This is a genomic window from Dyadobacter psychrophilus, from assembly GCF_900167945.1.
GTDB lineage: Bacteria > Bacteroidota > Bacteroidia > Cytophagales > Spirosomataceae > Dyadobacter > Dyadobacter psychrophilus.
The window spans coordinates 422,842-448,087 of sequence record NZ_FUZA01000001.1; the positions used below are offsets into that span (position 1 = coordinate 422,842).

General features: G+C 46.3%; 23 protein-coding genes. 10 read left to right on the forward strand and 13 right to left on the reverse strand.

The features are described from left to right. Positions 1 to 2: 2 nt before the first annotated feature. From B5X68_RS01950 to B5X68_RS01980, 7 genes are read right to left on the reverse strand one after another with little or no spacing between them, the layout of a single operon-like run. The gene (locus B5X68_RS01950) at positions 3 to 368 is read right to left on the reverse strand and encodes a PAAR domain-containing contractile injection system baseplate protein (protein WP_082212986.1); all 366 of its coding nucleotides are present in this window, start codon (positions 366 to 368) and stop codon (positions 3 to 5) included. A gap of 6 nt (positions 369 to 374) precedes the next feature. Then, positions 375 to 2,561 (reverse strand): PKD domain-containing protein, encoded by a 2,187-nt coding sequence (locus B5X68_RS01955; RefSeq protein ID WP_082212987.1) that lies wholly within the window; start codon positions 2,559 to 2,561, stop codon positions 375 to 377. A gap of 12 nt (positions 2,562 to 2,573) precedes the next feature. Further along, complete coding sequence (locus B5X68_RS01960; RefSeq protein WP_082212988.1) at positions 2,574 to 3,410, reverse strand: PKD domain-containing protein; 837 nt, start codon at positions 3,408 to 3,410, stop codon at positions 2,574 to 2,576. A gap of 23 nt (positions 3,411 to 3,433) precedes the next feature. Then, positions 3,434 to 4,858 carry a hypothetical protein gene (locus B5X68_RS01965; RefSeq protein ID WP_082212989.1) on the reverse strand — a complete coding sequence of 475 codons (1,425 nt, stop codon included), beginning with the start codon at positions 4,856 to 4,858 and terminating at the stop codon, positions 3,434 to 3,436. 34 nt (positions 4,859 to 4,892) lie between these two features. Continuing rightward, positions 4,893 to 6,203 (reverse strand): OmpA family protein, encoded by a 1,311-nt coding sequence (locus B5X68_RS01970; protein ID WP_082212990.1) that lies wholly within the window; start codon positions 6,201 to 6,203, stop codon positions 4,893 to 4,895. 15 nt (positions 6,204 to 6,218) lie between these two features. Continuing rightward, positions 6,219 to 7,346 carry a hypothetical protein gene (locus tag B5X68_RS01975; protein ID WP_082212991.1) on the reverse strand — a complete coding sequence of 376 codons (1,128 nt, stop codon included), beginning with the start codon at positions 7,344 to 7,346 and terminating at the stop codon, positions 6,219 to 6,221. 13 nt (positions 7,347 to 7,359) lie between these two features. Further along, the gene (locus tag B5X68_RS01980; RefSeq protein WP_141110164.1) at positions 7,360 to 8,298 is read right to left on the reverse strand and encodes a hypothetical protein; all 939 of its coding nucleotides are present in this window, start codon (positions 8,296 to 8,298) and stop codon (positions 7,360 to 7,362) included. Between the two features lie 221 nt (positions 8,299 to 8,519). Between B5X68_RS01980 and B5X68_RS01985 the strand changes: the two genes are divergently transcribed. Then, a complete protein-coding gene (locus B5X68_RS01985) occupies positions 8,520 to 9,278 on the forward strand; it encodes a pesticin C-terminus-like muramidase (RefSeq protein WP_082212993.1) in 759 nt (252 codons plus the stop codon). A 17-nt stretch (positions 9,279 to 9,295) separates the two neighbouring features. Here B5X68_RS01985 and B5X68_RS01990 read toward each other — a convergent pair whose 3' ends face one another. Continuing rightward, the gene (locus tag B5X68_RS01990) at positions 9,296 to 10,081 is read right to left on the reverse strand and encodes a helix-turn-helix domain-containing protein (protein WP_082212994.1); all 786 of its coding nucleotides are present in this window, start codon (positions 10,079 to 10,081) and stop codon (positions 9,296 to 9,298) included. Between the two features lie 103 nt (positions 10,082 to 10,184). On the opposite strand from B5X68_RS01990, the gene B5X68_RS01995 reads away from it, so the two are divergent. Continuing rightward, positions 10,185 to 10,928, forward strand: a complete 744-nt coding sequence (locus tag B5X68_RS01995) for a sensor histidine kinase (RefSeq protein ID WP_082212995.1) — start codon at positions 10,185 to 10,187, stop codon at positions 10,926 to 10,928. Between the two features lie 119 nt (positions 10,929 to 11,047). Further along, positions 11,048 to 11,701, forward strand: a complete 654-nt coding sequence (locus B5X68_RS02000) for a response regulator transcription factor (RefSeq protein WP_212567971.1) — start codon at positions 11,048 to 11,050, stop codon at positions 11,699 to 11,701. Here B5X68_RS02000 and B5X68_RS02005 read toward each other — a convergent pair. Genes B5X68_RS02005 through B5X68_RS02025 form a run of 5 tightly spaced genes read right to left on the reverse strand, consistent with a single transcriptional unit; the run spans position 11,698 to position 17,252 of the window. Further along, complete coding sequence (locus tag B5X68_RS02005; RefSeq protein ID WP_082212996.1) at positions 11,698 to 13,290, reverse strand: TonB family protein; 1,593 nt, start codon at positions 13,288 to 13,290, stop codon at positions 11,698 to 11,700. The two genes, B5X68_RS02000 and B5X68_RS02005, sit on opposite strands and share 4 nt — an antisense overlap. A 34-nt stretch (positions 13,291 to 13,324) precedes the next feature. Then, complete coding sequence (locus B5X68_RS02010; protein WP_082212997.1) at positions 13,325 to 14,362, reverse strand: PP2C family protein-serine/threonine phosphatase; 1,038 nt, start codon at positions 14,360 to 14,362, stop codon at positions 13,325 to 13,327. A gap of 40 nt (positions 14,363 to 14,402) precedes the next feature. After that, on the reverse strand, positions 14,403 to 15,080 hold the full coding sequence (locus B5X68_RS02015; RefSeq protein WP_082212998.1) for an FHA domain-containing protein: 678 nt from the start codon (positions 15,078 to 15,080) through the stop codon (positions 14,403 to 14,405). Positions 15,081 to 15,105: 25 nt separating this feature from the next. Continuing rightward, positions 15,106 to 16,500 carry a hypothetical protein gene (locus B5X68_RS02020; RefSeq protein ID WP_082212999.1) on the reverse strand — a complete coding sequence of 465 codons (1,395 nt, stop codon included), beginning with the start codon at positions 16,498 to 16,500 and terminating at the stop codon, positions 15,106 to 15,108. 17 nt (positions 16,501 to 16,517) lie between these two features. Beyond that, positions 16,518 to 17,252 (reverse strand): FHA domain-containing protein, encoded by a 735-nt coding sequence (locus tag B5X68_RS02025; RefSeq protein ID WP_082213000.1) that lies wholly within the window; start codon positions 17,250 to 17,252, stop codon positions 16,518 to 16,520. Positions 17,253 to 17,394: 142 nt separating this feature from the next. Between B5X68_RS02025 and B5X68_RS02030 the strand changes: the two genes are divergently transcribed. The 7 genes from B5X68_RS02030 to B5X68_RS02060 all read left to right on the forward strand — a co-directional run bounded on the left by B5X68_RS02030 (position 17,395) and on the right by B5X68_RS02060 (position 25,246). Beyond that, a complete protein-coding gene (locus B5X68_RS02030; RefSeq protein WP_082213001.1) occupies positions 17,395 to 19,893 on the forward strand; it encodes an ATP-dependent Clp protease ATP-binding subunit in 2,499 nt (832 codons plus the stop codon). Positions 19,894 to 19,970: 77 nt separating this feature from the next. Next, positions 19,971 to 20,429, forward strand: coding sequence for a type VI secretion system contractile sheath small subunit (locus tag B5X68_RS02035; RefSeq protein WP_082213002.1), 459 nt, complete (start codon positions 19,971 to 19,973; stop codon positions 20,427 to 20,429). Positions 20,430 to 20,474: 45 nt separating this feature from the next. Continuing rightward, complete coding sequence (locus tag B5X68_RS02040) at positions 20,475 to 21,851, forward strand: hypothetical protein (protein ID WP_082213003.1); 1,377 nt, start codon at positions 20,475 to 20,477, stop codon at positions 21,849 to 21,851. 45 nt (positions 21,852 to 21,896) lie between these two features. Next, positions 21,897 to 22,289, forward strand: a complete 393-nt coding sequence (gene tssD, locus B5X68_RS02045) for a type VI secretion system tube protein TssD (protein WP_082213004.1) — start codon at positions 21,897 to 21,899, stop codon at positions 22,287 to 22,289. A gap of 45 nt (positions 22,290 to 22,334) precedes the next feature. Beyond that, the gene (locus B5X68_RS02050; protein WP_082213005.1) at positions 22,335 to 22,601 is read left to right on the forward strand and encodes a hypothetical protein; all 267 of its coding nucleotides are present in this window, start codon (positions 22,335 to 22,337) and stop codon (positions 22,599 to 22,601) included. 103 nt (positions 22,602 to 22,704) lie between these two features. Next, positions 22,705 to 23,412, forward strand: coding sequence for a hypothetical protein (locus B5X68_RS02055; RefSeq protein WP_141110165.1), 708 nt, complete (start codon positions 22,705 to 22,707; stop codon positions 23,410 to 23,412). A gap of 25 nt (positions 23,413 to 23,437) precedes the next feature. Then, positions 23,438 to 25,246 carry a type VI secretion system Vgr family protein gene (locus B5X68_RS02060; RefSeq protein ID WP_170916557.1) on the forward strand — a complete coding sequence of 603 codons (1,809 nt, stop codon included), beginning with the start codon at positions 23,438 to 23,440 and terminating at the stop codon, positions 25,244 to 25,246.

A 25,246-nucleotide genomic window follows, 5' to 3' on the forward strand; every position in this document is an offset into this window, starting at 1 on the left:
CGTCATGAATTACAGATCTTCATGGCTGGGGCTCCTGCCTTGGCAGCCGCGCCGGCCTGTCCTCCGCCCCCGGCCGTCTCTCCAATCAAAACCGTAGGCAACCCTACCACAATAGTCCCGCCATGCGCGCACATATCGCCCATCCTTGCCGCCGGTTTCCCGCCGATGAAAACGCCGGTTGATCCAAGGATAATGGTGTCCGGCGGGCCGGTGCATACGCACATGTCACCTGATACTGCAGCGGGCATTCCGCCTATGAGGACGGTTGGGACGCCTGGGCCTACGACCGGGCCACCTACGTGGGGTACGAGGCCAGTTACCATCGGGCAGACGTGCATATCACCTATTCTTGCAGCTGGTTTTCCCATGTTTTGTTAGTATTTGTATTTCACAATGTATGTATTTCGCGATCCGGTCGTAGAAAGCTCCTTACCGTTGAATGTTGCCGTTCCAGAAAAAAATCCTGTACTGTACACATGACCGTCGGGCGACACGCAAATTTTAATTCCCTGGTCTTCGCCTCGCCCTCCACCTGTGATCTGGAATTTGTTTGTTGCCAGGCCGTCGCCCAAGCCAACCTCTGCGATGATCATGTCGGTGCTCCCTTGCGACTCGTAAGAAACGCGGGTATCAAAGGGAAAACTGCCTGTGCCGGGATAGGATCCGGATATTAAGATATTTCCGCCTGGACTAATGGCAATGCCACCAGGATGATCATTGTTACCATTATTGAAACCACTTCGGCCCCAGGGAATTTTGTCATTTGTACTTCCGTCGGCATTCCATCTGCCCAAGAAAACATTAACATCTCCTCTACTGCCTACACCCAGCGGAGTTAGGGGCCCAATATATTTGCCTGTTACATATACATTTCTCCCGTTATCAATTACAACATCGTATCCGGAGTCTTCATTTGGAGATCCTGCTCGTCTGGACCAATCGAAGCGGCCTGGGTGTAATATCCATTTCGCTACAAAAGCATCAGTCTGACCGAGCGACTCGAGTGGTGGGTCGGACCCGGGAAAGATAATCACATCTTCAAATGTTCCTGCTAAGTAAGCATTTCCATCGCCATCCACTTTCAAGGCATTTACTCGCTGGTTACCGACATGTGTCAAAATAGTAGGCTGCCTGATCATTCCACTATTTGCGTCTAAGAAAACAAAAACGATATCCTCATTGAAAGCAGAGGCCGCCGGCTCTCCATTGAAAAAGTTAATGTTGTTTCTTCTGGGATCCCCGGTGATGTTCCCGGCTAAATAAACTCGTGGTCCTTCTGGTGTATTGTAAAATGCCAATGCTGCACCATCATCCTTGTCTGGGCCTCCATAAAGTGTGAACCATTGCCGCATACCTGCGGAATTGAACTTGGCGACGAAGCCATCAGAGTTCCCCTGAGGTTTTACATTGTTAATTTGTACTGCACCACCAACGAAACCAGTAAGATATACATTCCCTTGGTCATCCAGGGCCATGCCATTCGCAGCGTCATCTTCGACACTTCCATCCACGTATGCCCAAATCATCTCTCCGGAGATGTTATATTTTGCGATGTAAAAATCGTTTTTCCCTTTTGAGCTGGATGAAAATACTCTTCCATCCCCAAATCTAGTGTCTCCTCTTGTAATACCACACACGTATATATTTCCAACCGCATCAGCAATGATGTCACGAGGCTCATTCCATTCACTTGAAATACTAACCGCATTAGATTCGCTTTTCTTTACAATAACCGTATCCGTCTTAACATTGCTTTGGCCTCCATCGCCAAAAGCAGTAAGGGTTACTATATAGGATTTGGCTTCTTTAAATATATGTTTGGGTGAAATCTCTGCGCTCTTCGCACCCTCATCGCCAAAATCCCAACTATACGTTTTCGCACCGGTTGATTTATTCGTAAAAGCAATTTCACAGGGCGCAAAGCATTCACTCTCAGGAAAAGTAAAGTTGGCGATAGGTTTCACTGACTTGACCTCAACCACGATAACCTTTGGTTCGGAAGCAACATTTTCTTCATTATAAGATGTCAACGATACGCTATATTTTCCCGGCTTTTCATATCGGTGTTTCGGATTCTGTTCTTTACTGGTATCTGGATTAGACGGGGTGCTATTTTCTTCATCGTCGAAATTCCATAGATAGGTTTTAGCATTTTTAGATAGATTGCTGAATGTCGCCGTAGCTGGGGCAATGCTATCATGGTCGAGCACAACTGAAAAAATAGCTTCTGGTTTTGAGGCCGGTTTCGCATCCACCACAACTTTCTGTGTGATTCCATGACTGCCTCCGTCCGCACTTTTAGCAATCAGCTTAACGTAGTAATCTTTTCCATCCTCGAAATTATATTCAATTGGCCCGCTGCCTGTTTTGATGCCTTTTCCATCATCAAAATCCCATTCGAGGCTATTCGCATTTTCAGATCTGCTGGTAAATGTTACCTTACAAGGTGCAATGCAGGTTTCTGGCACGAAAGAAAATATGGCTACCGGCTGCGGGGGCAGCTCTTTATGACAGCCGAAAACGATTGCTAATAACAACAACTGAATTAAAATTCTTCTCATAAGTTCGGCTTGCTATTTCTTTTTGACAGTAAGGGTTTTCGTTTTTTTATTCACCTGACTACCCGATATGGCGGAAAGTGAGATGGTGTAGGTAACGTCTTTGGCGGTGCGTGGAAATGCGTGTGTTGGTGAAGCGGTCGCTATTTGGGTTTTATCACCGAAGTCCCATAAATAACTGGTCGCATTCTTTGATTTATTGATGAACGAATAAATGGTTGAGTCGGCGCGGGTTGTGTCCTTCGGAACAATGTCAAAATCGGCTTCAAGCGCTTTGGAAACTGCCAGAATGGTCACAATTTTCACAGCGGTGTCGCTTACTGTTTCGTTTAATGCGGTTAATATGACTTTATATGCCCCGGCTTTATTGAATGTGTGCTTGGGAGATTGTTCTGTATTCACTGCGCTGCTGTCCCCAAACTCCCACTTGAAGGTTTTTGCATTTGTAGAAAGGTTTGTAAAGCTTATCTCGCAAGGTGCCTGACAATTGTTGCCGGTGACATTAAATTCTGCTACCGGAGCGATGGGTGCTGTAATAGTAATCGTTTTTTCGGCGCTGTCGCTGCCATACTTTGCATTACTAATGGTCAGAACAACCTGGTATTTACCTGCTTTAACAAAGGTGAATACGGGATCCTGTTCTGATGAGAAGCTCGTGCTGTCCTTAAAAGCCCAGTCGTATTTCCAGTTGTAGACACCTTTATTGATTGATAAATCCTTGAATTTGATCTGACAAGGTGCCTGGCAGTCGCCGCCGGACGTTTCGAAATCGGCCTTTGGAGCACCTGGCTCCTGCATTGAGCAGGCCGCGGTTACCAATGCAATAAGTATGAAGGGTATTTTGGAAATCATTTCCGTCGGATTTAGAAAATCAGTTAAAACTGGTACGTCAAATGAAACCCTGCATATCGTTGTGTGCCATTCCACTGGGGGGAAACTACAATCTGCTTTCTTTTTTGTTCGAGCAATTTATTGTAGCGCTTGGCTTCCTTGGCACTTTTACTGCCAACAAACCAAAGCACGCCCCCTGCAATAATGCCAGCGCCTGCCACGAATATCCCCGGACTTGCAAAAGAGATAAGACTGCTGGGTTTGGCGTGATAGCTCGCCCGGGAATTGAATCGCTCACCGTTTCTCACTCCTCCGACTTCCGTATCATACCACCTGTCGAAAGCGGCGTTATTTTTATCAATCTCGGATTTGTAATCGTTGTAAGCGCCGTACAGGATCACCCCGGTGGCTATTGAAGCCACCACCGCAATGCCTGCACCTGCCCTGATGAGCGTGCTTTCCCGCTTATATTTTGCTGCTTTTTTTTCAAGAGAAGCCAGTTCGGCGTTCAATGTTGCTGTTCGCCTGTCTTTGGGAGCCGTTGGAACCATTTCTGGCGATTTTTCGGCAGGCTTTATCGTGGCGGGTGCTTCCTTTTTGGGCTCTGTATTAGGCACTTCTTTCTTTTCCGAAACATCTGGCTTTTGCAGCTCGGCCACCGGGACCTCTTCCTTGATTGTGCTTTTTGCAGGAACTTCTTTTTTCGTCGCATTGTCCGGTTCTTTGTTTGCAACTGTCGTTACCGGCGTCTTTTCCGGCACCGCAGATGCCTGCTTTTTAGGTTCTTCGGGCTTCTTTGCATCCTCCATCTTTTTGGTTTCCTCCGGTTTTTTGACCACAACAGGCGCTGATGCAACGACCGGTGCTGTTGCTACGGGTGCGGCCGCAACTGTGCTTGCTGATGGCTTATAGTAGCCGATCCTGGTTATGAGCACGATCCACTGCTTGTCGGGCTTGTCCGCACGTAATTCCGCTACCCTATATACGTTTTCGTATTTGGTTGCTTTTTGCCGGTGCGTGTTGGTAAAATGTGTTTTGAATGTTACCTGCACATAGGGATACTCCTTTTGTTGCACCTGCCCCACCGCAACCTCCGAAATTTTGATACTGTATTTGGGGCTTTTATTGTAGTACAATTTAAGATCGTCCAGATACTTGCGGATCGGCAGGTCCGGCCCCGACTTTTTTACAGTATTATCCGGATTGACATCATCTTCGACCATTGCCTTATCTCCATAAAAAACCTGATTCTGGCTTGGCAGATAACTGTCGTAAATCAGAAGCTGTTTATTGCTTTCGGTAATGTTGTCCAGGGCAACGGTGTTCAGCAGATCATTGAGCTGCACTTCTACGACCTTCCTGGCCTCTGCCCTTATCTCTTTAATGTCGGCAGGTGAAAGTTCCTGGGTTTGCGCGAATGCCAAAGCCTGGACAAGTAAACAAAAGCAGGTGGTAAAAATCAATCGCATAAGCTATATCGGTTAATGATTTTGGTCTTGTTTTTTAAGGGAGCATGGAAATTTCGACTCTCCTGTTCAATCGTTTGTTTTCTTCGGTATCGTTTTTTTGGGCCGGATACTTTCCTCCCACCCCCGCCCACAAAACTTGCTTCTCGCTCACCTTTCTGGACAACAGATAATGACGAATGACCTTGGCCCGGAATTCGGAAAGCGTAATGTTCAGCTTTGTACTGCCCACGTTATCCGTATGCCCTACTACACGCACTTTCTTATTGTTATTTACTTTCAGCCATTCTGCGAGCGCATCGAGCTTTGCCTTTTCGTCCGGTTTGAATGTGTAGTCGCTTTGATTGAAATAAATAGTGAGCGTTTCCAAAGAATCCAGCCCCTCCGCCTTTACAGGTTCTATTTCCACTTTTGCAGCCGGCGTTTCCTGAACCCGAATGGGCTTATTCCCTACGACCAGGCCTATAAAATTCAATCCTTTTGTCACCGAAACCTTTTCAGAATGTATCAATGCCATTTTCCTGTCAAATACATTGAGGCGATAGTTTCCCGCGCGTACCAAGCCAGAATAGGCCATTTTATCCAAAGCAGGCAACACGATCTCACCTCCCGCATCCGCAGTGAGTTTACACGAAGCAACCATTGGATTTCCGCTTACATTCAATGAAAGCATGGTAATTTCCGGCGTAAGTTTAATGTCATATTTGCCAGGTTTTTCATCCATTTTTTCAAGAATAAGGTTGCCGGTATATTCCTGATATCCTTCGGCGGAAACGGTAAAACCCACTATGTCTGATTCGCCAAATGACATAACCGGTTCTTCATTAAGCGCCTTACATTCTTTCTTGGCATTCCTTGTGAACTCAAAACACAATGTTCCGTTTTTCACGGGAGATCCGTTTATGGCATCGGACACAAAAAATTTCCGCACGATGGAAGTCTTCTTCTTTTGCTCATTTTCAACCGTATACTGCGTTTGCTGGCTCTGCATATAAGGTGTATCATTCGCTTGTTCATCGAGTGGTATAAGTGGTATTCTGACAAAAAAATCAACTCTCTTTCCCGCGTTTTTATATGCTGAAATACCCGTGCTGATCAGGCGGTAACCTTTTTTTTCAACAATGATCTTTGTCGCATCCGAAAGCAGGTCGAGACTAAATCGTCCCTGGTTGTCTGTGGATGAAAGTAAAGTGCGCCGGTTTTCCTTTTCAATGTAAAATGACACACCCGACACGCTTGCTCCGGAGCGTACGTCATTGGCCTGTCCAATAATACGCAGTGCCTGAGGTGACGCATTCATGTCCCACACCACCATACTTAGCAACAAAAGCAGCAAAACCTTTTTCATTAAATAATAGAATAACTATTCGTCAGCCACCACGCCAATATTTCCGAGCAGCACCGTCCAATTGGTTTTGCTCTGCCCGTCAATTTCCTTTTGATATGCTTCAAGTTTTACCCGAACGCTCTTTTTCGTGATGTCGCTGTAAAGAATGTTCTGGTTTTTTTCGCCATAACCGGTGAATGTCTGGTTACCGACGATGGTCCCGTAGTAGTTGCCATCCTGCTCCTGTTTCAGCTCGCTCACATATTCAATCTGGCTCCACTTGATCTGAACATTTCCGTATGGCAGCATTTTCAGGCGTTTGAGATACATTTCCAACGGCAGCTTTGTTACCCCTTTTCTGTTTTTAGAAGAAACCTCGATTTGTGTTTCAGGCAGAAAAAGCTGTAATGCATTTTTAATCGCCAGATCCCTTTCATTCATAGAAAAACTCCTGTCGACGATCACTTGCAGGTAGTCACTGAATTGCTCCACCTTGGTGATTGATTTTTGTCTGTACTCCTTATATTCCTGTTCTGACAACACGGGCTGCTTCGTTTTTTCAGGAACCGGCTGAGGTGCGGTGACCACCTTCGTTGGCGGTGCATTGTTCCTTTTAGATGCGGGTTTGCTGTATTTCAGCACCTTATCAGCAGCGGCCGTCAGTAAATTCTCGGCTTCTTCGGGATCTTTTAATAAAAGATGCCTGCCGTCCTGATAAATAATGGCCACCAGGTCATTTTTATTAATGGACGCAGGTTTGTTATCTTCCGTGAGATAATTGATCGCATCATTCTCCATCCTGATCGTTGCCGGAATAACCTCAATAGGCGTCGACTTGATCAGCAAATCAGTGGATGGGCCAGTAGCATTATAGAACTTTTCAAGAGACTTTCTGGAAGTTTCCGGATCGGCACTGAGATCTTTTATCACAATAAACAAGCCATGCGCATTAAAAGCGACAACCACATTCTCCCGGTCAATGCCGCGCCTGATGGTTGCGTCACCTTTTGGCTCCAAAAATTTGATCTCCTTATCATTCGCTTCCACAATTCGATGCGGAAAAGTATTTCCGTTCCGGAAGTAGAAGCGCTCCTGAGCATACAATGCGCCGGAACCAACAAGCAGGGCCAGAAATAGAATGATCGTTCCAGAATTAATTTTCATATCAGATCTTTGATCAGTGCTTGCCCGGAAAATGGAGCAGCACTCCTGCACTTAACAAACCCAAATGCGTATTGACACTGGTTTCCCCAGGCCTGTAATCCTTATTTTCTCCGAGGTTGTAATACCAGTCTGCGTTGATAAAAACAGCGTGGCGCGGGCCTTCCAGTATCGTTAGACCTATTCCGCCAGTCACGCCGAACCCAAGTCCCTTATCCGAGCAAGTATCGCAATTCTTCATTGTTGAACTGCCACTTGCATCGCTGATTTTTAAGCCGCCGGCGCCCGCCTGCATAACTCCGAATGCGCCCACCGAAACACCAATTCGGATCGGGCCTGCTTTTTGGGAGGTTATAACAGTCAATGGTACAAGGAGCTGCGATTGCATGCCCTTTATACTGGTTACCTCATCCGTTGAACCAACCGGCACCGACACGCCAAATCCTACTTGTGTGTATAGTGCCTGAACTTGAATTCCCAATGCTTTCTTATGTAAACCAACAGCAATGCCGCCACTGTAAGCCAGTTCAGTTCCTTCAATCAATCCATTTGACTTGGGCATAAAGGATAAACCTGCACCTATTCTGGCACCGGCATACAAGCCGCTTTTTTCCCAGAACTTCTCCTCCTCCTTCTTTTTGCTGACGATCAGATCGGTTGGTTTCCTTGCCTTCGCAGTTGCGGTAACAGGCGGGGTTATTTCTTCTATATCGCCATTATTCCAAACGATTTTCCACACATCCTTTTTTGGAATGGCATACAATGGTCCCTTCGGGTCGCTTAGTTTTTTGTAGGCAATGTCTGTTTTATTCACCTCTTCGATCAGCACTTCTATAGTGGTTTGGTCGATTTTAAAAATCTTGTCGGGCTTGCGTACCGGTGTTTGCGCAATTGAATTACCACAGATTAGTATTAACAACAACAGGATAATATGCCGTGGTAAGCGATTGTGCATGGCTGCGTAAAGTTTAGGTAGAAGGGAACTTTGCACTTTTGATAAGCCAAAAATAGTTTGGTCAAAACTGGCAATCAATACGTCAATTGACGTATATTTTAGCAGCGCTAACCGTAAAATAACTTTAAAATTTCTGGGTGGATAATAGAAAACAAAATCGTATTTTTAAACAATAATCAGGTGCTTAAGTCGTATCGCAGCAGTACAAAATACTATTTCATATGGCAAAATATACCTTTACTTATCATCAGGAAATTGGTCACCAGGGACAGAGTTTAGTGCCCCATTTTCCAGGAGGCAGATCGGGTGTTACCATTGGACCAGGTTACGACATGGGGCACCGCACTCCTCAGGAAATTTATACAGACCTTACTAATGCGGGTATCGATCCTGAGACTGCATATGCACTCATTGATGCAGCTGACAAGACGGGCCCGGAAGCTGCGAGCTGGGTGGCGGAGCGAGGCGGGATCTTTATTACAGAACAACAGCAACGGAGTCTTTTCGAGAATGTCCTTGTGCCCGAATATGAACAGCGCACAATTGACCAGATCGCAAGTTTCGTGAGTTCGCATGCTGATTCCGTTCCGGAAAACGTGGATTGGGACAGCCTTTCTGGCAGGCAAAAGCAAATCTTGTTCGACTATGTTTATAATACGGGTTCCTTAGCCAGATTTCCTGAGCTGACCACGGCTGTGTTAAATGAGGATTGGGACACAGTTTCAATTCATTATGAGCGCTTTTCTGATGACCAGCCACTGGTTTACCGAAATGAAATGTTCTACCGCGAATTTCTTGATCCCGAGTATGTTCATAAAAAAGAAGAAGAAGCTGAAATTGGGAATGCTAATAACCAGCCGGTTGCAGAAGATCAGCTCCTCGACCAGCAGATAGATGAATTGTATTCGGAAGACGAACTTGCAGAGAATACGGACGATGTGCAAGCGAAGGATTCCGACGAATGGTATGAGCACATTTAAAACGTGCAAATCCGGCGTTAGATGAGGCGATACACGGTCAAAAAATTAATCAGTTCCATTGTATCAGCCATGTCTAACTTTTTGAGCATGTTTTGCCTGTGCGTATTTACGGTGTGTGTACTGATGAACAGTTTTTTTGCAATCTCTTCGCTTGTGAGCTTTTTACCTGTTAACCGGGCGATTTCCAGCTCACGATCACTGAGGCTTTCCAGTTTCCTGCAAAAACCTGTTTCGTTATTTACCTCATAGATGAGATTTTCCGAGCCGTTGGTAAGGCGCAAATGTTGCCAACCTTCGCGTTTGACGTGAGTAATATCAGAGATGGATGCCAGCATGAACGATATATTGCCCTCAGGGTCACGCTTTAAAGCAACTCCCTGGTGCATTATCCTGGTAAGACTTCCGTCCGGCCGGACCATTCTGAAATCAAAAAACGATCTAAACGAAGCGATCTGATGATCATCCAGCTTACACACATAATCGGTCATAATGGCCGACAGGATTTCAAATCCGACATAATCAGTGGGCAATATCTGGGAAAGAAAAAACCTGACGCCTTCCCGCATCAGAATGTCGCTGCTCCATCCGATGACTTGTTCAACATCGCCCAGGCAGCACAGATAGCGCATCTCCTGAATATCAATGATGGCTACGGATGTGTTTTGAAGATTCAGGGTATCAATGAGGAGTGGAGTCTCCCGTAAATATCCTTCTATTTCTTTAACTTCTGATTTGAGCAAGTCTGACCTCCATATTTTCCGGATGGTAGTCAAATCAAAAGCAATCGGTTGAGCAGAGTTCATCGCATTTAGTGAGGGTTTATCCCAAATTACTGAATGATCAGTATTGTAGCTATTAAATAGTTAAAAGAAATTTGATATATGTAATTTTTGCACCCCCGACCTCATGACTAACGTTTCCTCATTTAATGATTACCCAGTCCTTACCGTCACAAAAACCAGCGCTTCGAGTAACGAGAAGCATGGTGACCATGGTAAAGACACAAAGAAAAGAGCCGTCAAATTCCTCTCGCAGGAAAGCGCGTTGCTGCATTCTCAACTAAAAAATCAACGCGAACGCATTGCCCGGGACCTGCATGATGGGATCGGATCGCAGCTAACACACATTATCTCGCGACTCGACATCATGGCTTTCAATAACCAGGCGAACCCAACGCAACTGGCAGACCTGCGCGATTTTACCAGTGAAACTTTTCAGCAACTGCGGGAGACGATCTGGGTTCTCAATCAGCCTGAGATTCCGTATGGTCAATTGACGGAACGCGTGCGCGGGCTGCTTACCCGAATTTCATGCGAATCGGAATATCCGAAAATAAACATTGTCGCTTATGGAGATAGCGAAGTCTTGCTTTCACCGCACGTTGCCTCTTCTATTTTCAGGATCGTCCAGGAATCTGTGAACAATGCGATGAAATATGCCGAAGCAACCCTGATTTCGGTTTGTCTGGCCATTGACGAAACCAGCTTTACTGTGCTTATCAATGACAATGGCAAGGGCTTTTGCCAACAAGAAATCTGTCCCGGGTATGGTTTGGAAAATATCAAAAAAAGGGCTGAGGAACTGAGCGGAAAGCTGGACCTGGATTCTTCTAACGAAGGCACAAAAGTGCTGGTAGAATTCCCGCTTTGATATACAAAATACGTCAAACGACGTATTTTTTGCACGATTTCTGATTCGTTACTTTGTGAAAGGGCTATTGCCATCTTGCGGCGTTTTTCTCTTTCTCTACAAAGTTAACCCTCCATTCTATGCCTAAAATCAGTATCGGACTAGTAGAAGACAATCCCACAATTGCCTCGGATTTATGGGAAAAATTGTCTCTGAGCGAAGACATTGAACTTACGCTGAAGGCAATTAACGGGAAAGACCTTTTTAAGAAATTGGCCCATACTGCACTGCCCGAAGTTTTCCTGATGGACATTGAAATGGCTGAAATGGACGGGATCACCACCACGCGTTTGCTGAAAGAAAAATATCCGTCCGTAAAAATCCTCATCCTGACAATGTTTGATGATGATGCCAAACTTTTCGAAGCAATCAAAGCGGGTGCATCGGGCTATCTCCTGAAAGACGAAAAGCCCCATAAGATCATCAATGCCATATCAGAAGTGCTGGAAGGTGGTGCACCGATGTCGCCTTTAATGGCCGCCAAAACGTTGGATCTGCTTCGCCAGGGATCCAATGACATTCAGATCCAGTCAGTTTCAAAATCGGCGGAACTTACTTTGCGTGAAAACGAAATACTTGAATGGCTGGTGCGCGGGCTTAATGTGCGGCAGATCAGCGAAAAACTTTTTGTTTCCGACAAGACCATCCGCAAACACCTCGAACACATTTATCAGAAGCTTCAAGTAAGGGGAAGCCGCGAGGCGGTCGCGAAGGTGATCGGAAGAACTTATTAGTCAAATGTTATCGCAGCGATCGTTCTCACCCGTACGCTGCTTCCGGCTGTTCTGCCCGGGATCCAGCGGGGCATTGCTTTTATAAGCCGGACTGCTTCTTCGTCGCAGCCATAGCCCAGGCCTCTCACCACCTGTACATCTTCTCTGGTCCCGTCGGCATTTACCACAAATGAAACGCGCACGGCACCGGAAATAAATGAGCGCGATGCGGCTTCCGGCATCTGCATATTATTGGAAACCCAGCTTTCCATTGCCAATGATCCTCCCGGGAATCTCGGACTTTCTTCTACTACGTGGTATACCGCTCTGCTATCGGTTTTAGGCTTCTTTACCGTGACTGCAGCATTCTTAACCGGAAGTTTTTTCCTGGGTTTTTCAACAGGTTTAACAACAGTTGGGGCAGGATCTTCTTTTACAACAGGCTTAGCCGCAACAACCGGTATCGATGGCGGCGCTTTCACTATCGCTGGCTTGGGATCTCTGGTTATCAAAACCCATGAAAGTCCGCCAATGACTGCGGCAGATGCGAGTGCAATCGGTATAGCATAGCTCTTCTTTTTTTGCGGAACGGGTTCAGGCTGTGGCTTTGGCTCCTCTTTGATGACTTCCTTCACAGGCTCTGGTATTTGTGGCAGGATCTTGGTCTTTTCATCCAGTGCCACAGGCTTTGGTTTCGGTGCTTCTGGCTTCGGCATAACCTTCGTTTGCTCGTCCATTACAGCAGGCTCGCCGCCCCGCAGGATCGTGTAAAGCTGATCTACGGTTTTCACCCTGTTTTGTGGACTTATAACCAGGCACGCATCAATCATCTTCTGATACATTTCCGGCAGCCCTTTCAGATCAGGGATAAAATCGAGCGCCATTACTCTTTTCATATATTCAATCCTTCCCGATTCCGTGGCAATGCTGATGTCGTCCGAGCGGAATGGGAGTTTTTTACCATTAAACCAAACATAAATGGCAAGGATACCGAAGCTCCACAAGTCTGCATTGGGTCGCAGTTCTTTTGCTTCCCATTGTTCGGGCGCCGCGTATGCATACGTGCCTGCGCCGGTGACATTGGTAACATAGGATTTATCATCAACTGTTGCCCTGCGGCTTATGCCAAAATCGGTGATTAACGGAATAAAAAAACCCCGTCTTTCCACAACCAGGATGTTCGACGGTTTCAGGTCGCTGTGAATGATCAGCGGTTTCAGTTTGTGCAAATAGGAAATACCATCCAGAAGCCCTTCAATAAGCTTGTTTTTTTGCCCGGTGGTCAGGGTGTGGTTTTTTAGTAATTGTGCAAGATTTCCATGCTCGTAATATTTCATCAATGCAATGTCGTGTGTCCCTATGCCGGGCAATTTGATCCGGCGACAATCCATATATCGGGCAATATTCGGATGTTCCAATTGCTTAACCCTTTCATACTCACTCAAAAGGCTAAATTCCTCCATACCCGGCACAACCTTGGACATTTTGAGGGCAATGAACTCGTTACGCACATTGTCCCAGGCTTTAAATATTTTCCCAAAACCACCCTCGCCGAGCAAGTCGTTGTCGGCATCATAGTCGAAGCGGTCATTGAAATCGGTAGCATCCATATTGATCGATACTTAATTCACTTCACATTCAAACTTAATTTTCGGTTTCCGGCTCGTCAATCGCCCTTACCGGAATCTCAACCTGCAAAGTATCACGCTCATTAGCATCTGCTTTTGACTCAAAGAGCGCTTTCTCAGCTTGTTTCTCTGATTTGACAAAATGAAATATTAATCCGCTGCAAAAAATAACGGCAAATGTGATCAGGCCAAACAAAACTCCCCTGGGCTTTTTCACCCTTTGCTGCGTAACCACGGGCTCCGGGGTGACTGCCTCCACCACCTTTTCATTCACCTTCCCCTCTGCCGTATTCTGCTCAACTGACTCTATTTTAATGAGATAAGCAGAAAAATTATCATTTGTTTTATGCGCACATTCATTTTTTATTGCTTCCAGTATTTCAATGGGTTCGGGATGGTTATCCGGATTGTCCCGTAAGTGATATTCCAAAAGATCATCGTAAAGCTGTTCGAGCACGCCGTCGGAACACAAGAAAAAAAAGTCGCCTGCCTGAATGTCGACTATCTGCGTATACTCTGCTTCATCTGAACGCGAAGCGGTAATTACTTTTGTAATCACATTTCGCTGCGGATGCTGCGTGGCCTGCTCTTCCGTGATCACCCCGCTTTCTACCAGCTCATTCACCCATTTATGATCTCTTGTTTGGAAAGTGACCTTCCCATTTCGGATATGGTAAATTCTGCTGTCACCCAGATGCGCCAGCACTGCGCCTGCATTATCAAAGTAAAGTAATGTCAGAGTTGTGGCCATCCCCGCTGTATCGGGATCATTCTTTTCCGTTTCAATAAATGCTGCCCTCGCTGCATCAACGGCTTCTTGAACAAATGATTTGGAAGCCTCCGCTTCGCCTATCCTGGAAAAACATTCGCTGATATGCTTACATGCCAGAAAACTCGCCACCTCTCCCTTATGTTCACCGCCAACGCCATCACAAACCATGAAAAGCCGGTCCGAAACTGTGGCGGTTCCGGGAATGGGATAAATGCTATCCTCATTGTTGGAGCGTCCACCCGTCTCGTTAAAACCGGCTGGCTGATGAATCGATATTTTCATTCCGGAAAAAGGCTTTAAAATCCTGAAATATCTGGTGTTGCTATTTAATGATCACGGTCGGCGCATAGTCCATATCTTGCACAATTCTGGATGCATCCTGGGCGCTGGCAACGGTGATCAGTGTTTTAATTACCACTTTGGTTTTACCCATTTGAATAGTGTCCCCGTCTTTGAGATAAACCATGTCCTTCGGCCTCAACGGAGCGGGCTGTGAATTAACGAATGTTCCGTTCGTGCTCATTTGCTCGGGAATACCATTGGTCATTTTAACATCCGACAGAAAAAACTCATAACTACCGGTCCTGCTTGGCTTTACTTCCAGAATGCAATGATTACGGCCCATGTAAGGATCGTCCGTCTCTATCATAATGTCGCAGGGGCGGCTAACGCTTTTCCTGCCGATAACCTGTTTTCCAATTCGTAAAGGGTGTGTCTGCTGGTCAGCATTCTCATCATGTACAACCAGCCAGCCTAGTTCAGATGCGCTGGCTTGCGGCCTGCCTACCACGGGCCTCGGCGGCTGAGACATAGAGGGTGGCGGTGGCGCGGCCATTTGTTGCGCTGGTGCAGCCGGGGCGGGCATTTGCGGTCTTGCGGGGGCTGGTTGTGCGCCTGCGATCACGGGATTAGGATACCCGCAATTGGTGCATTTCACGATTGGTATGGCGGTGCTGGCTACGGATAGCACGGCGCCGCACTTTCTGCATGCTATTTCCATTTTATGGCCATGTTAGACATTTCACTCAGGCATTTTGATAATCATCCGACTGATCCTGGTCATTTTTATAATAGGAATCAAAATCGTCGTTAACGTCTTCGTCTTCATTCATCGAAAGTTCCTCGTTACCGGAAAGGTCCGGTGTATCCTGCGCTTCCTGGTGTTCTGCTTCCGAAAATAATTGGTATTCCGGTGGACCTACGGTCATCTCCTCCATTGGCGCGGTTTCCTGGAAGTTGATCGTTCCGCTCTCCGAATCATATACATAACCGGTCTCGATCTGCCCGTCATTATCGTGATCGATACCAACAATTGGTCCCCTATCATCCGTTAAATAAGTTATTGCATCAACTGTATTGTCATTATTACTGTCCAGGCTTACTACATAGCTGTCTCCATATTCCACGATCGAAACCGGCAGCGATTCGGAGGAATGCCCTGCCGTTGACTGATTGAAAAAGCCCATATCAGGCCCTACCGGCACAATTTCAAGCTGGGCTATCTCTGCCGCACTCATAGAGATCGGATCAATCACCGACGCATACGTCCTGCCGCTGGATGCTTCGTAATCATATCGTGTATCCAGCAGCCCGTCGCCGTCCGTGTCCATCAGCACCATTGGAGATTGCCCGTTGATGCGTGCCATCAGAATTTCTGCCTGCCCGTCTTCATCCTTGTCAATCCCTGTCCAGGTGACCGCGCCTCTTTCGGCTACGATCACATTCTGCTGTTCAGCAATCGGCTCGGCTACTTGCACAACATTTTCCACATGAGGATCAATGATCGGCTGGGCACCGTCAAGCCACAATGCTTTCTTGTCCTCCGCTACGGATTCCCACTCTTTATCGGTAAATGTGCTGTAATAGGTGTCCCGCCAGGCGAAAAGTCCCGCAGGGCCAACTTCCTTTCTGGCTGCGTTGAACGCATCAATAAAAGTCTGCTCATCCTTGGGCGTCGTCGCAACTTCCGGCGTCTCCGGAATGTCGATCAGTGCGTGCAAGCCATCGGGTTTGGAATGTTCACGCGCTGGCTCATGAGGCCTTGAAGGCGGCCTTGGAGGTGGCGTCGTGTGGTGCGCCGGTTCAGGAGCATCGGGTTTTACAACCGGCTCCGGTGAGTCAAGATCCAGCTTTGGTGCATTCAGGTTTGCGATGGACGGCGCGATGGGCGCAGCATCTACTTTTTCTTCATCAGACAAACTTGTAATAACAATAGCTCCCAGGCCGATTGCCAATGCGCCACCTGCTGCCAGGGTAATTTTCTCCTCTTTTGTTAAAGGCCTGAGCACCGGTTTCTTGATATTGAAAGCTGGCTTTTGAAAATTCAAGGATGGTTTCGGGATGGAGGCCGCAGGTGGGACCGGGTTAGCAGCCAGGTTTTTTGCCCAGATCTGGGTTTTTTCAAAATCTAGATTGTTCATAATATATCAATATGAAATTAAGGAATCAGGGGCTTTTTGCATGCCCTGCAATTCTTTGTTTTTTCAAGCAGCTCAAAAGGTTGCTGGATGAAAGTGTGACAATGCGGGCACACATAGTTGATCTTATACCAATCGTCCAGTCCCGTATATTTCTTCTTTTCCTTGCTCAGTTTCTTCGAACTAATCAAGGCGCTCACCGCGAATCCGAGCGAGATAACACCACCCGCATATCCGAAAATCTTGTAGTCCGGCGGCAGCGCCTGCGCTAATGAACCGATCACCGCGCCCATTGGAAAACCCAAACCCTGAATCCGGGAGTTGATGGATTCCTGCGCTTGTATTTCTGCAATCCTGTTCCGTTTTTCCCGGAAGTCGTCACTTACTTTTTTGAGGTTCCAGGCAATCTCGCGTATCTCTTCCTGTTCGGCAGAAGGTTCTTCCGGTTCAGGGACTTTGGCTGTTTGCATAACCGGGACCACCGGCGGCAATGGTCGCGGATCGAGTATAAGCTCCCACGACAGCAATGTTTGCCCCAGCTTAATCTGATTTGCAGGGGTAATTTCCTTCCTGTACACGCGCATACCATCCACAAAAGTGCCATTTGCTGATCCCAGATCCTGAATTTCCCAGGTGTTCGTCACGGGCGTCACGAGTGTGAGCGAAGCGTGCGTGCCGCTTACATCGTGCGTATTCAGGACAATGGTGTTACCTGGTTTACGGCCAATGGTAATACGCTTTGCAGATGGATTCATGAAGTTCAAAAGCCGGTTTCAAGACCAATGCAAGTAGCAAAAAGTGGTAATGCTAAAAAATACGTCAAATGACGTATTTCGCCCGCCCTTTATCTTTAATAACATTGCATCGGTAATTTATTACACCTTTAAGCGGGTCTTCATGCTGACTTCAAATCTCACCGACGAATTGATACGTGCATTGCAGGTTGCCCAGGCAACGGCCAGGGAATATCGCCATGCAACATTCTCACCGTCGCATTTACTGACCGGCCTTTTGCACAATGATGTGGGCATAGGAAGCACACTGGTGGCGTGGGGAACAGATATTCAGTTTATCCGCGACTGGGCCGATTACAAGATTGAAAAATACCCGAAATCGGCGCGGGCGATTGAAGAACCGGCTGGCGACGAAAAGGTAATGAAAACCATGGAAGTCGCGGATGTGATCCGGCTCAAACTGGGAGAACAGGAAGTTTCGCCGTTTGCCGTCCTCATTGCCCTAACGCGTCCCGAAGTTGCTTTTACCAAAAACGAATTAAAAGCTTTTCCGCTGACTGAATCCTTCCTCCTGACCAAAACGCTGGAAGAAGTCCAGTCCATGGATTCCGGCAACAACGGGACCACTTCCCCACACGGATCTGCGCAGGCGGCCACCATTGCGCCGCCAACAAATCCGCAAGCCAAGGCAATAGCGAAATTTTGCATAGACAAGATCGCTATGGCCAAAGCCGGCAAGCTGGACCCGATCGTAGGCCGGGAGAAGGAAACCCGCATGATGGTGGAGACATTGGGAAGAAGAACAAAACCAAATGTGATCATTGTTGGTGAGCCGGGCGTTGGAAAAACGGCGCTTGTTGAAGGTTTAACCCATTTAATTATCAATGGTAATGTCCCTGCACATTTGCTGAATTCGCAGCTTTTTCAGCTGGATATGGGATCATTAATAGCTGGTGCTTCCTACAAAGGCGAGGTTGAAGACCGTTTGAAAAATATCATTGCAGAAATAAAACAATACGAAAGAGCACTGCTCTTTATCGATGAGATACATGTTTTGATGGATCCGCAGGGTGGTGTGCCGGGGCTTGCTAACCTCCTAAAACCAGAACTGGCCAGAGGCGAGTTGACGGTGATCGGTGCCACAACGCTCGACGAATACCGAAAATACATGGAACGGGACGAGGCTTTCAGCAGACGTTTCGAAATTGTAAAAGTTGATGAGCCCGATGATGTGCGTGCACGCAGAATGATTGAAAAAGTTGTGCCGCAATTTGAAAAACACCATGGTTTAAATCTGGATACTGATGCTGTAAAAGAAGCTGTTACATTGTCCAGGCGATATATTAAAGACCGACGCCTGCCCGATGCAGCATTGGATTTGATCGACCGCACCATGGCCGCGCGCAAGCTGATGACCGAAACAACTCCGGGAGAGATTGAATATCTGAACCTGGAATTTGCCAGGCTGAAAGAAGAATACACAGAAGCTGAACCTGCATTATTTCTGGAAGAACTGCGGTGGTTTGAACAACAATTGCATGATCGGTTAAGTCCGGTTTTGTTGGGACAAATTGAGGAGCTTAATGACATCAAGAACATTGAAGACCCGGAAACAGCCATTGAATTGCTCACATTACTGCTCGAAAAAGTCGCATTCCAGGGACAGCAACATAAAGAATTGGTTGATAAAACGGATATCGCGGCCGTAGTGGCTTACAAAACGGGAATTCCGCTGGGCAAAATCCAGGTGAACGAGCAGGAGAAGCTTATGCAGCTGGAAGACCATTTAAGAAAGCGGGTTGTGGGGCAGGATACTGCTATAAAGATCATTTCCAATGCAATCAGACAAAGCCGTTCAGGTGTTGGAGAAACAGGAAAACCTGCCTCATTCTTTTTGCTGGGACCGACGGGAACGGGAAAGACAGAACTGGCAAAAGCGGTTTCTGAATTGTTGTTTAATGATGAAAAAGCATTGATCCGCTTCGACATGTCGGAGTATGCGGAGGAACATACGGTCTCCCTTTTGAAAGGTTCGCCTCCCGGATACGTAGGTTATGAAGAAGGTGGTTTGCTTGTGACCCGGATCCGGCAGCAACCTTTTGCCGTGCTGCTTTTTGACGAAGTTGAAAAAGCGCACCCCAAAGTTTATGATATTTTTCTTCAAATCCTGGACGAAGGACGGTTACATGATACACTGGACCGCGAAGGCGATTTCACAAATGCAATTCTGCTGTTCACGTCCAACATTGGTTCCCAGTTTATTGTAAAAGAATTCAACGAAGGACGCGTGCCTTCACAGACAGATCTTATCCAGAATATGGAGGGCTATTTCCGTCCGGAATTTCTGGGACGACTTACGGGCCTGACTCCTTTCCGGCCGATCACGGAAGATACCATCCGCAAGATTTTCAATTTTCAACTGCGGCCTTTGCGAAAGAGTCTGGACAAGCTGGGCATTACATTGAGCATCACCGAAGAAGCAGAAAAGGCATTAGCACTGGAAGGCTACAATCCGCAGTTCGGAGCGCGGCCGGTGCGGGCAGTGATCAGCAACCGCCTGCGACAGCCGCTTTCTCAAATGATAATCTCGGGGGAAATAGGAAAAGGAAGCGACGTGAAGCTTAGCCTTGGGGATGACGATGCTTATGTCTGGCAGCACTAATTCACTCTACGTATACATATAGACGTTATTTGATCTGATATATAAAATTTTACCAATAAAATTTAAAATATAAGCTTATGGCTGGCCAATTTGACTTCATTCGCCCGGGCGGAAATGTGGACCCCGACGCTAACAAAGGTTATGAGAAAATAGAGGCCTTGCCTCCATCAAGGACATTGTATGTCTCGGCATTTAACAGTAACCCTGAAAAAGAAAAAGTAACCGGACTGGAAACGATGGAAGCTGTTTTCGAACATTTCAAGCCCGAAGTGGAAGCAGAATTCGAGGACGAGAATGGTGCGCCGGTTTTTGAAACGATGTCTTTTACGAAAATGAAAGATTTCTCTCCGGAGGGAATGTTGGAACAAAGCCCGTTTCTGAAAGAACTTTCGGGAAAGGAATATAACTACGACCGGTTTTACAAAAACCTGAAAAACAACCGCCAATTGCAGAAAGCATTAAGCGACCCTGCTACGCGTGCCACGTATCTGAGCGCCTTGCAAACCCTGATCGGCGAGCTGAAAGAAAGCTTGTAGTCCCTGTTATCTATTCAAAAACATTTCTTAACCAGTCATACAGACATGGCAAAACAACAGGAAGAAACCCAACCATTAGGATCAGAAGCTGCGTTTAAAGAGCCGTTAGCAGCGCAAACCGCAGGGCAGCAGCTTTCACTGAATGATAGCCTGGAACTGCTGAAATCATTGGGCGGATTCAAATTCATCGAAACAACCGTGGAGGGAGTGCGCGATCTTAACCCCCAGAAAGCTGGTGCAAAAGCCAACTACCTTTCGGATGAAGACACTGAGCAGGAGCGCAAAGATCTGCTGCAACGCCTGGAACTTTGGGCCGAGCTCATCAGCGAGAGCGCTTCCGTGGATGAAATGCAGTCCAAAGCCAGAGCGGGACAAGAACTGAATGAGACCTTACTGAAGAAGAACCAGTCATCCATTCTCGAAGCTTCCCGCGACCTGGAAGTTGCTTATCAGGGACTTTCAACATTCATGCTTAACACGGAACAACGTTCTATTCCGAAGCTCACACTGGTGAATGCTTCCATGGATCAGGTGGCGGACATAAAAGATGGCGAAGTGCTGCAAACCATTGACGAGGAGCTACATAACAACTATCAGGTCTATGATTTGAGCGACAACTATTCGCTGATGGTGATTCCCGGTTATATGGGTAAAAACACGGTAATCGATTCATTTGCGAGGGTGGCGAGCAAGCATAAAGTAATGATGATAACCGATTATGAAGATTTTGTAGATGTAAAAGAGGCCATTTCATCGTTTGAAAAAAACAAACTTTCAGACGCAAGTAATCACAAGGCTAACTTGCTGATGGCCTGCAACTGGCTTGTGGGTAGAAAAGCCTATAACGATTTGGGAGAAGAGGAAGCATTGCACATTCCGCCTTCAACTGCACTGGCTGGCCGAATGCACTCCGTACTGATGTCCCAACCGGTGGCTGGCGCTACATACGGAATGCTGATGGGCGCGGAAGGAACGAGATTTAACATTGATAGAAACCAGGCTGGAGATATGAACCGGATGGGCCTGATCCCGATGTTGTCGGCATACGGAAAAGTGCAGGCATTCTCGGACCGGACGATGTTCAATGGCGATAATGTGGGCCTGCAAACCTATTCCGTTGTACGCGTTTTTGACTGGATCAACAAAGTGCTGGTCGACTTCCTGGACCGTTACGCATTTCAAAACTGGACCTACGATACGGACGACAATCTACGGAAACAGATCTCCAAATTTTTAAACAGCATTACCGGATCGAAAAAACTGATTAAAGACTATACTGTAAAGGATATACGCCGCGACCCGAATGATATCAAAAACATTATCCTCGACATTTCCATTACCCCGCATTTCTCTGCCCGGAGCTTCCTCGTAAGCCTTTCCGGCATGGACGGCGGCGACGAGTGGAACACTGAGATCAAGTAAATATTCATTTTGTAACTATTTTCTACCTTAAAATTCTTTTCAACCATGGCTTTCGAAGCAACAGTATCCATTGACGGCGGCGCTGCTCGCAAACTTCACCATTGCTCTTATTCAGTATCGCAAAGTGCTGATTATGTTACCGGAAAAACTACTTCTGAGGTTTTCGCAGGAAATGTTTCCCTGGTTGTAGAAGGTATAAAAGAATCTGAATTCTGGAAACTGGCCATCCACCCGACCAAGCGCAGCAAAGGAAAAGTGGTATTCAAAGATCCTTCCGATATCGATAAAGATTTCAAAACCGTAGAATTCGAAGACGGCGCAGTCGTAGGTTACAGCGAATCCATGGACGCGGGAACAACCGGAACCATGACCGAAAATATCACAATTTCCTGCAAAAAGCTGACTGTTGACGGGGTTGCTTTTGAGAAGAAGTGGTGATAAAAATGCTTATTTTGAAATTCAAGGCTACAATTTAAAGTTACTATGGCTGACGTAATGGAAATCTTCGAGAAGAAGAGCGCTGAGTTTTGCACTTATCTTCAGAATGAAATAGACAACAACCGCTATTTGTCTGATCAAAGAAAACAGCAGTTTCGAGATATGCTGCAAGAATGTGCTGATCAGTCTAAGAAATACCAAGATAAGGAGCTGGCATTTAACCAAGGTTTGCAGGAAATCAATCAAAAGTTTTTTATGACTACCGGAAGCAATCTCATAAGAAAGCCTTTCGAAGTAAGAAGCATTGCCTGATATTCATAATGTTTTTAAGGCATTTCGAAAATTGTAAAAAAGAGAACACGGTATTTTCAATTCAATGCGCGAAGAGGACATTCATCTATTTCAACAGGCTGCCGTGCATACAAAATCTTGGGTTTTGTTGCGACAGACGAATGTTCATTCGCTGCAATTTATAGGCCGAAACGATTGCACGCCAAAACCTATGATTTGCAAGTTCAAAACGGCAAACCGTAATAGCAATAACAGGCAGATAGCAGGGCTGGTAGTCAGTTACGAGATGCATCCAAATGCTTTTGAAAAACCCGAAAGTGCAGAAAAGCAATGGATCAAATATGCTTCAAAGTATTTTCTGACTCTCAGACAGATGCCCCTTCACAAACCTAGCTATGGCTTTGGGCTTGACCTTGATAAGGCATCGGACCGATATGGCTGTATCACTTTGGACGGAAAATACTTGTTTGGTGATTATGATCTTTATGATGTAATCCGCCGTGGAGATGAGCGTCGCAATATGGGTGTAGTAATTGAAACAGATGGTGGACTATCCGTAAACGGGATTCATCACTACAAGGTTATGGAGTACGTAAATACGGCAATGGGAGTTGACATGATTCAACATTCTAATGCTGCTCTGTTTGAGAGAAAATTTGAAAATGTATATGTTTTCTCACCGTCCGGCGGATTTGAGGAATGGTCGGCATTCAAGCTAAGGGAGCAATATCGCATATGGAAGCGAAGGCTTATAGACACCTTTGGACAAGAACCATTGGTGAAACCGCCACCCGTTGACCCGGCTGGCCCTTCATTGAAATTGGTAAAATAAATCTATTCCAGAAAACGATATGTCAATGATAAACCGGATAGATGTAAACCTTGGCGGGCTGACACTTAAAAAGTTTAGCTTTTTAAGCCTGTCACAACCTTTTGATTCTCAGCACAGCTTGGAGATCCACGTTACTTTCGAGGATATCAACGACTTACTGGGCAAAAGCCTTGACAGCCAGGTAAGCCTGAAAGAGCTAACCCAGAAATGGGCCGGTGAAAAAGTGACAGCGACGATCATGCAGGGCGAGGCCGACACTTCCAATAATTTGAAGGAAAAAACCAAACACACATTCATTGGGATCGTCAAAGGTGTGCAAATTCAAATGAATGATGCCGTTGACAATACATTGGTCATTTACGGTGTTTGTCCGACTGTTTTGTTTAAAACAGGAAGCAATACCCGGGCATTCTCCGAAAAAACGCTGGCAGACATTGTGGAGGAGGTTGTAAATCCATTCAAGGGTTTGCTGAAAGCCAAAATCTCACCCGAATATCGCGAACAGATTCCCTATATCACGCAATATCAGGAAGACAATTATCAGTTCCTGCAGCGCCTCGCCGAAACATATGGAGAGTGGTTTTACTATGACGGAGAAGAACTGCTGTTCGGGAAATCGGCACGTACAAAAACCAAAACCGCAAGCCTGGAATACCGGGTGAACCTTTCGCAAATGGAGTATGAATTGAAACTGACTCCGCTGACCTTCAAAGGCCAGTATTACAGTTATTTAAAGGACGAAAAGTTCGAGGTTTCGTCAAAAAATGAGAATATAGACTTGCAGGATTTTGCGCAGCTCGCATTATCCAAGTCTGAGAGCATGTTCAGTGAAGAGGTTATTAATATTGAACTTTCGGGTCACGATGAAGAATCAACGATCCGGAAATCTGTCAAAAACAATAAAAGCAAATCGTCTAACAGCCTGGCAATCCTCAAAGGCTCGTCGACCAGCCTGGAAATCAGCATTGGAGGGCCGATTAAGGTTAAAGATGACGTTAAGGAAAATGGCAAAGTCATCCGCACCGATGATTATGGCTCATTCATCATCACAAACATCAGACATTATGTAGATTCCCGGGGTTTCTATCAAAACAGCTTTGAGGCGATCCCGCAAGACACGGATTATCCGCCTATCTCCTACCCGATTTTTCAGCCCAAAGCAGAATCCCAGCCAGCCAAAGTGATTGATACAAATGATCCCGAGCAAATGGGTAGGGTGAAAGTGCAGTTTTACTGGCAAAAAGATGGTGACTCGACGCCGTGGGCGAGAGTTGCGAACCTGATGAGCGGCGATGAGCGCGGCGTTTATTTTGTGCCTGAAATTGACGAGGTGGTTTTTGTCGATTTTGAGTTAGGTAACCCCGATCTGCCGTTTGTGCGTGGTTCGATGTTTACAGGCTCGGCCATGCCCGGAGGTAACCTTTTTGAAAAGGATAATATGATCAAAGGGATCATTACCAAAGGCGGTAATCATATCATTATTGACGATTCTAATGGAAAAGAGGCGATCAGGATTTACAACAAGGAAAACCAAAATGAAGTAATCCTGACCCTGGACGGCGAGCCGGTGATCAGCGTAAAAAGTGAGGGGAAGATTAAGCTGGAAGCCAAAGAAATTGAATTGAAAGCGGACAAGATCAGTATGAATGCCAAACAAGACTGGACCGTTGAAACAAATAAAGGCAGCATTGAAGCCAAGGCAAAAATGCAGATAGGAGGCGCAACTGTGAATATCGAGGGCAAGTCTCAGACCAGCATTAAAGGCAACGCGCAACTCGCCCTTGAAGGCGGCGCTCAGGCAAGCCTGAAAGCAGCTATGGTGATGATAAACTAA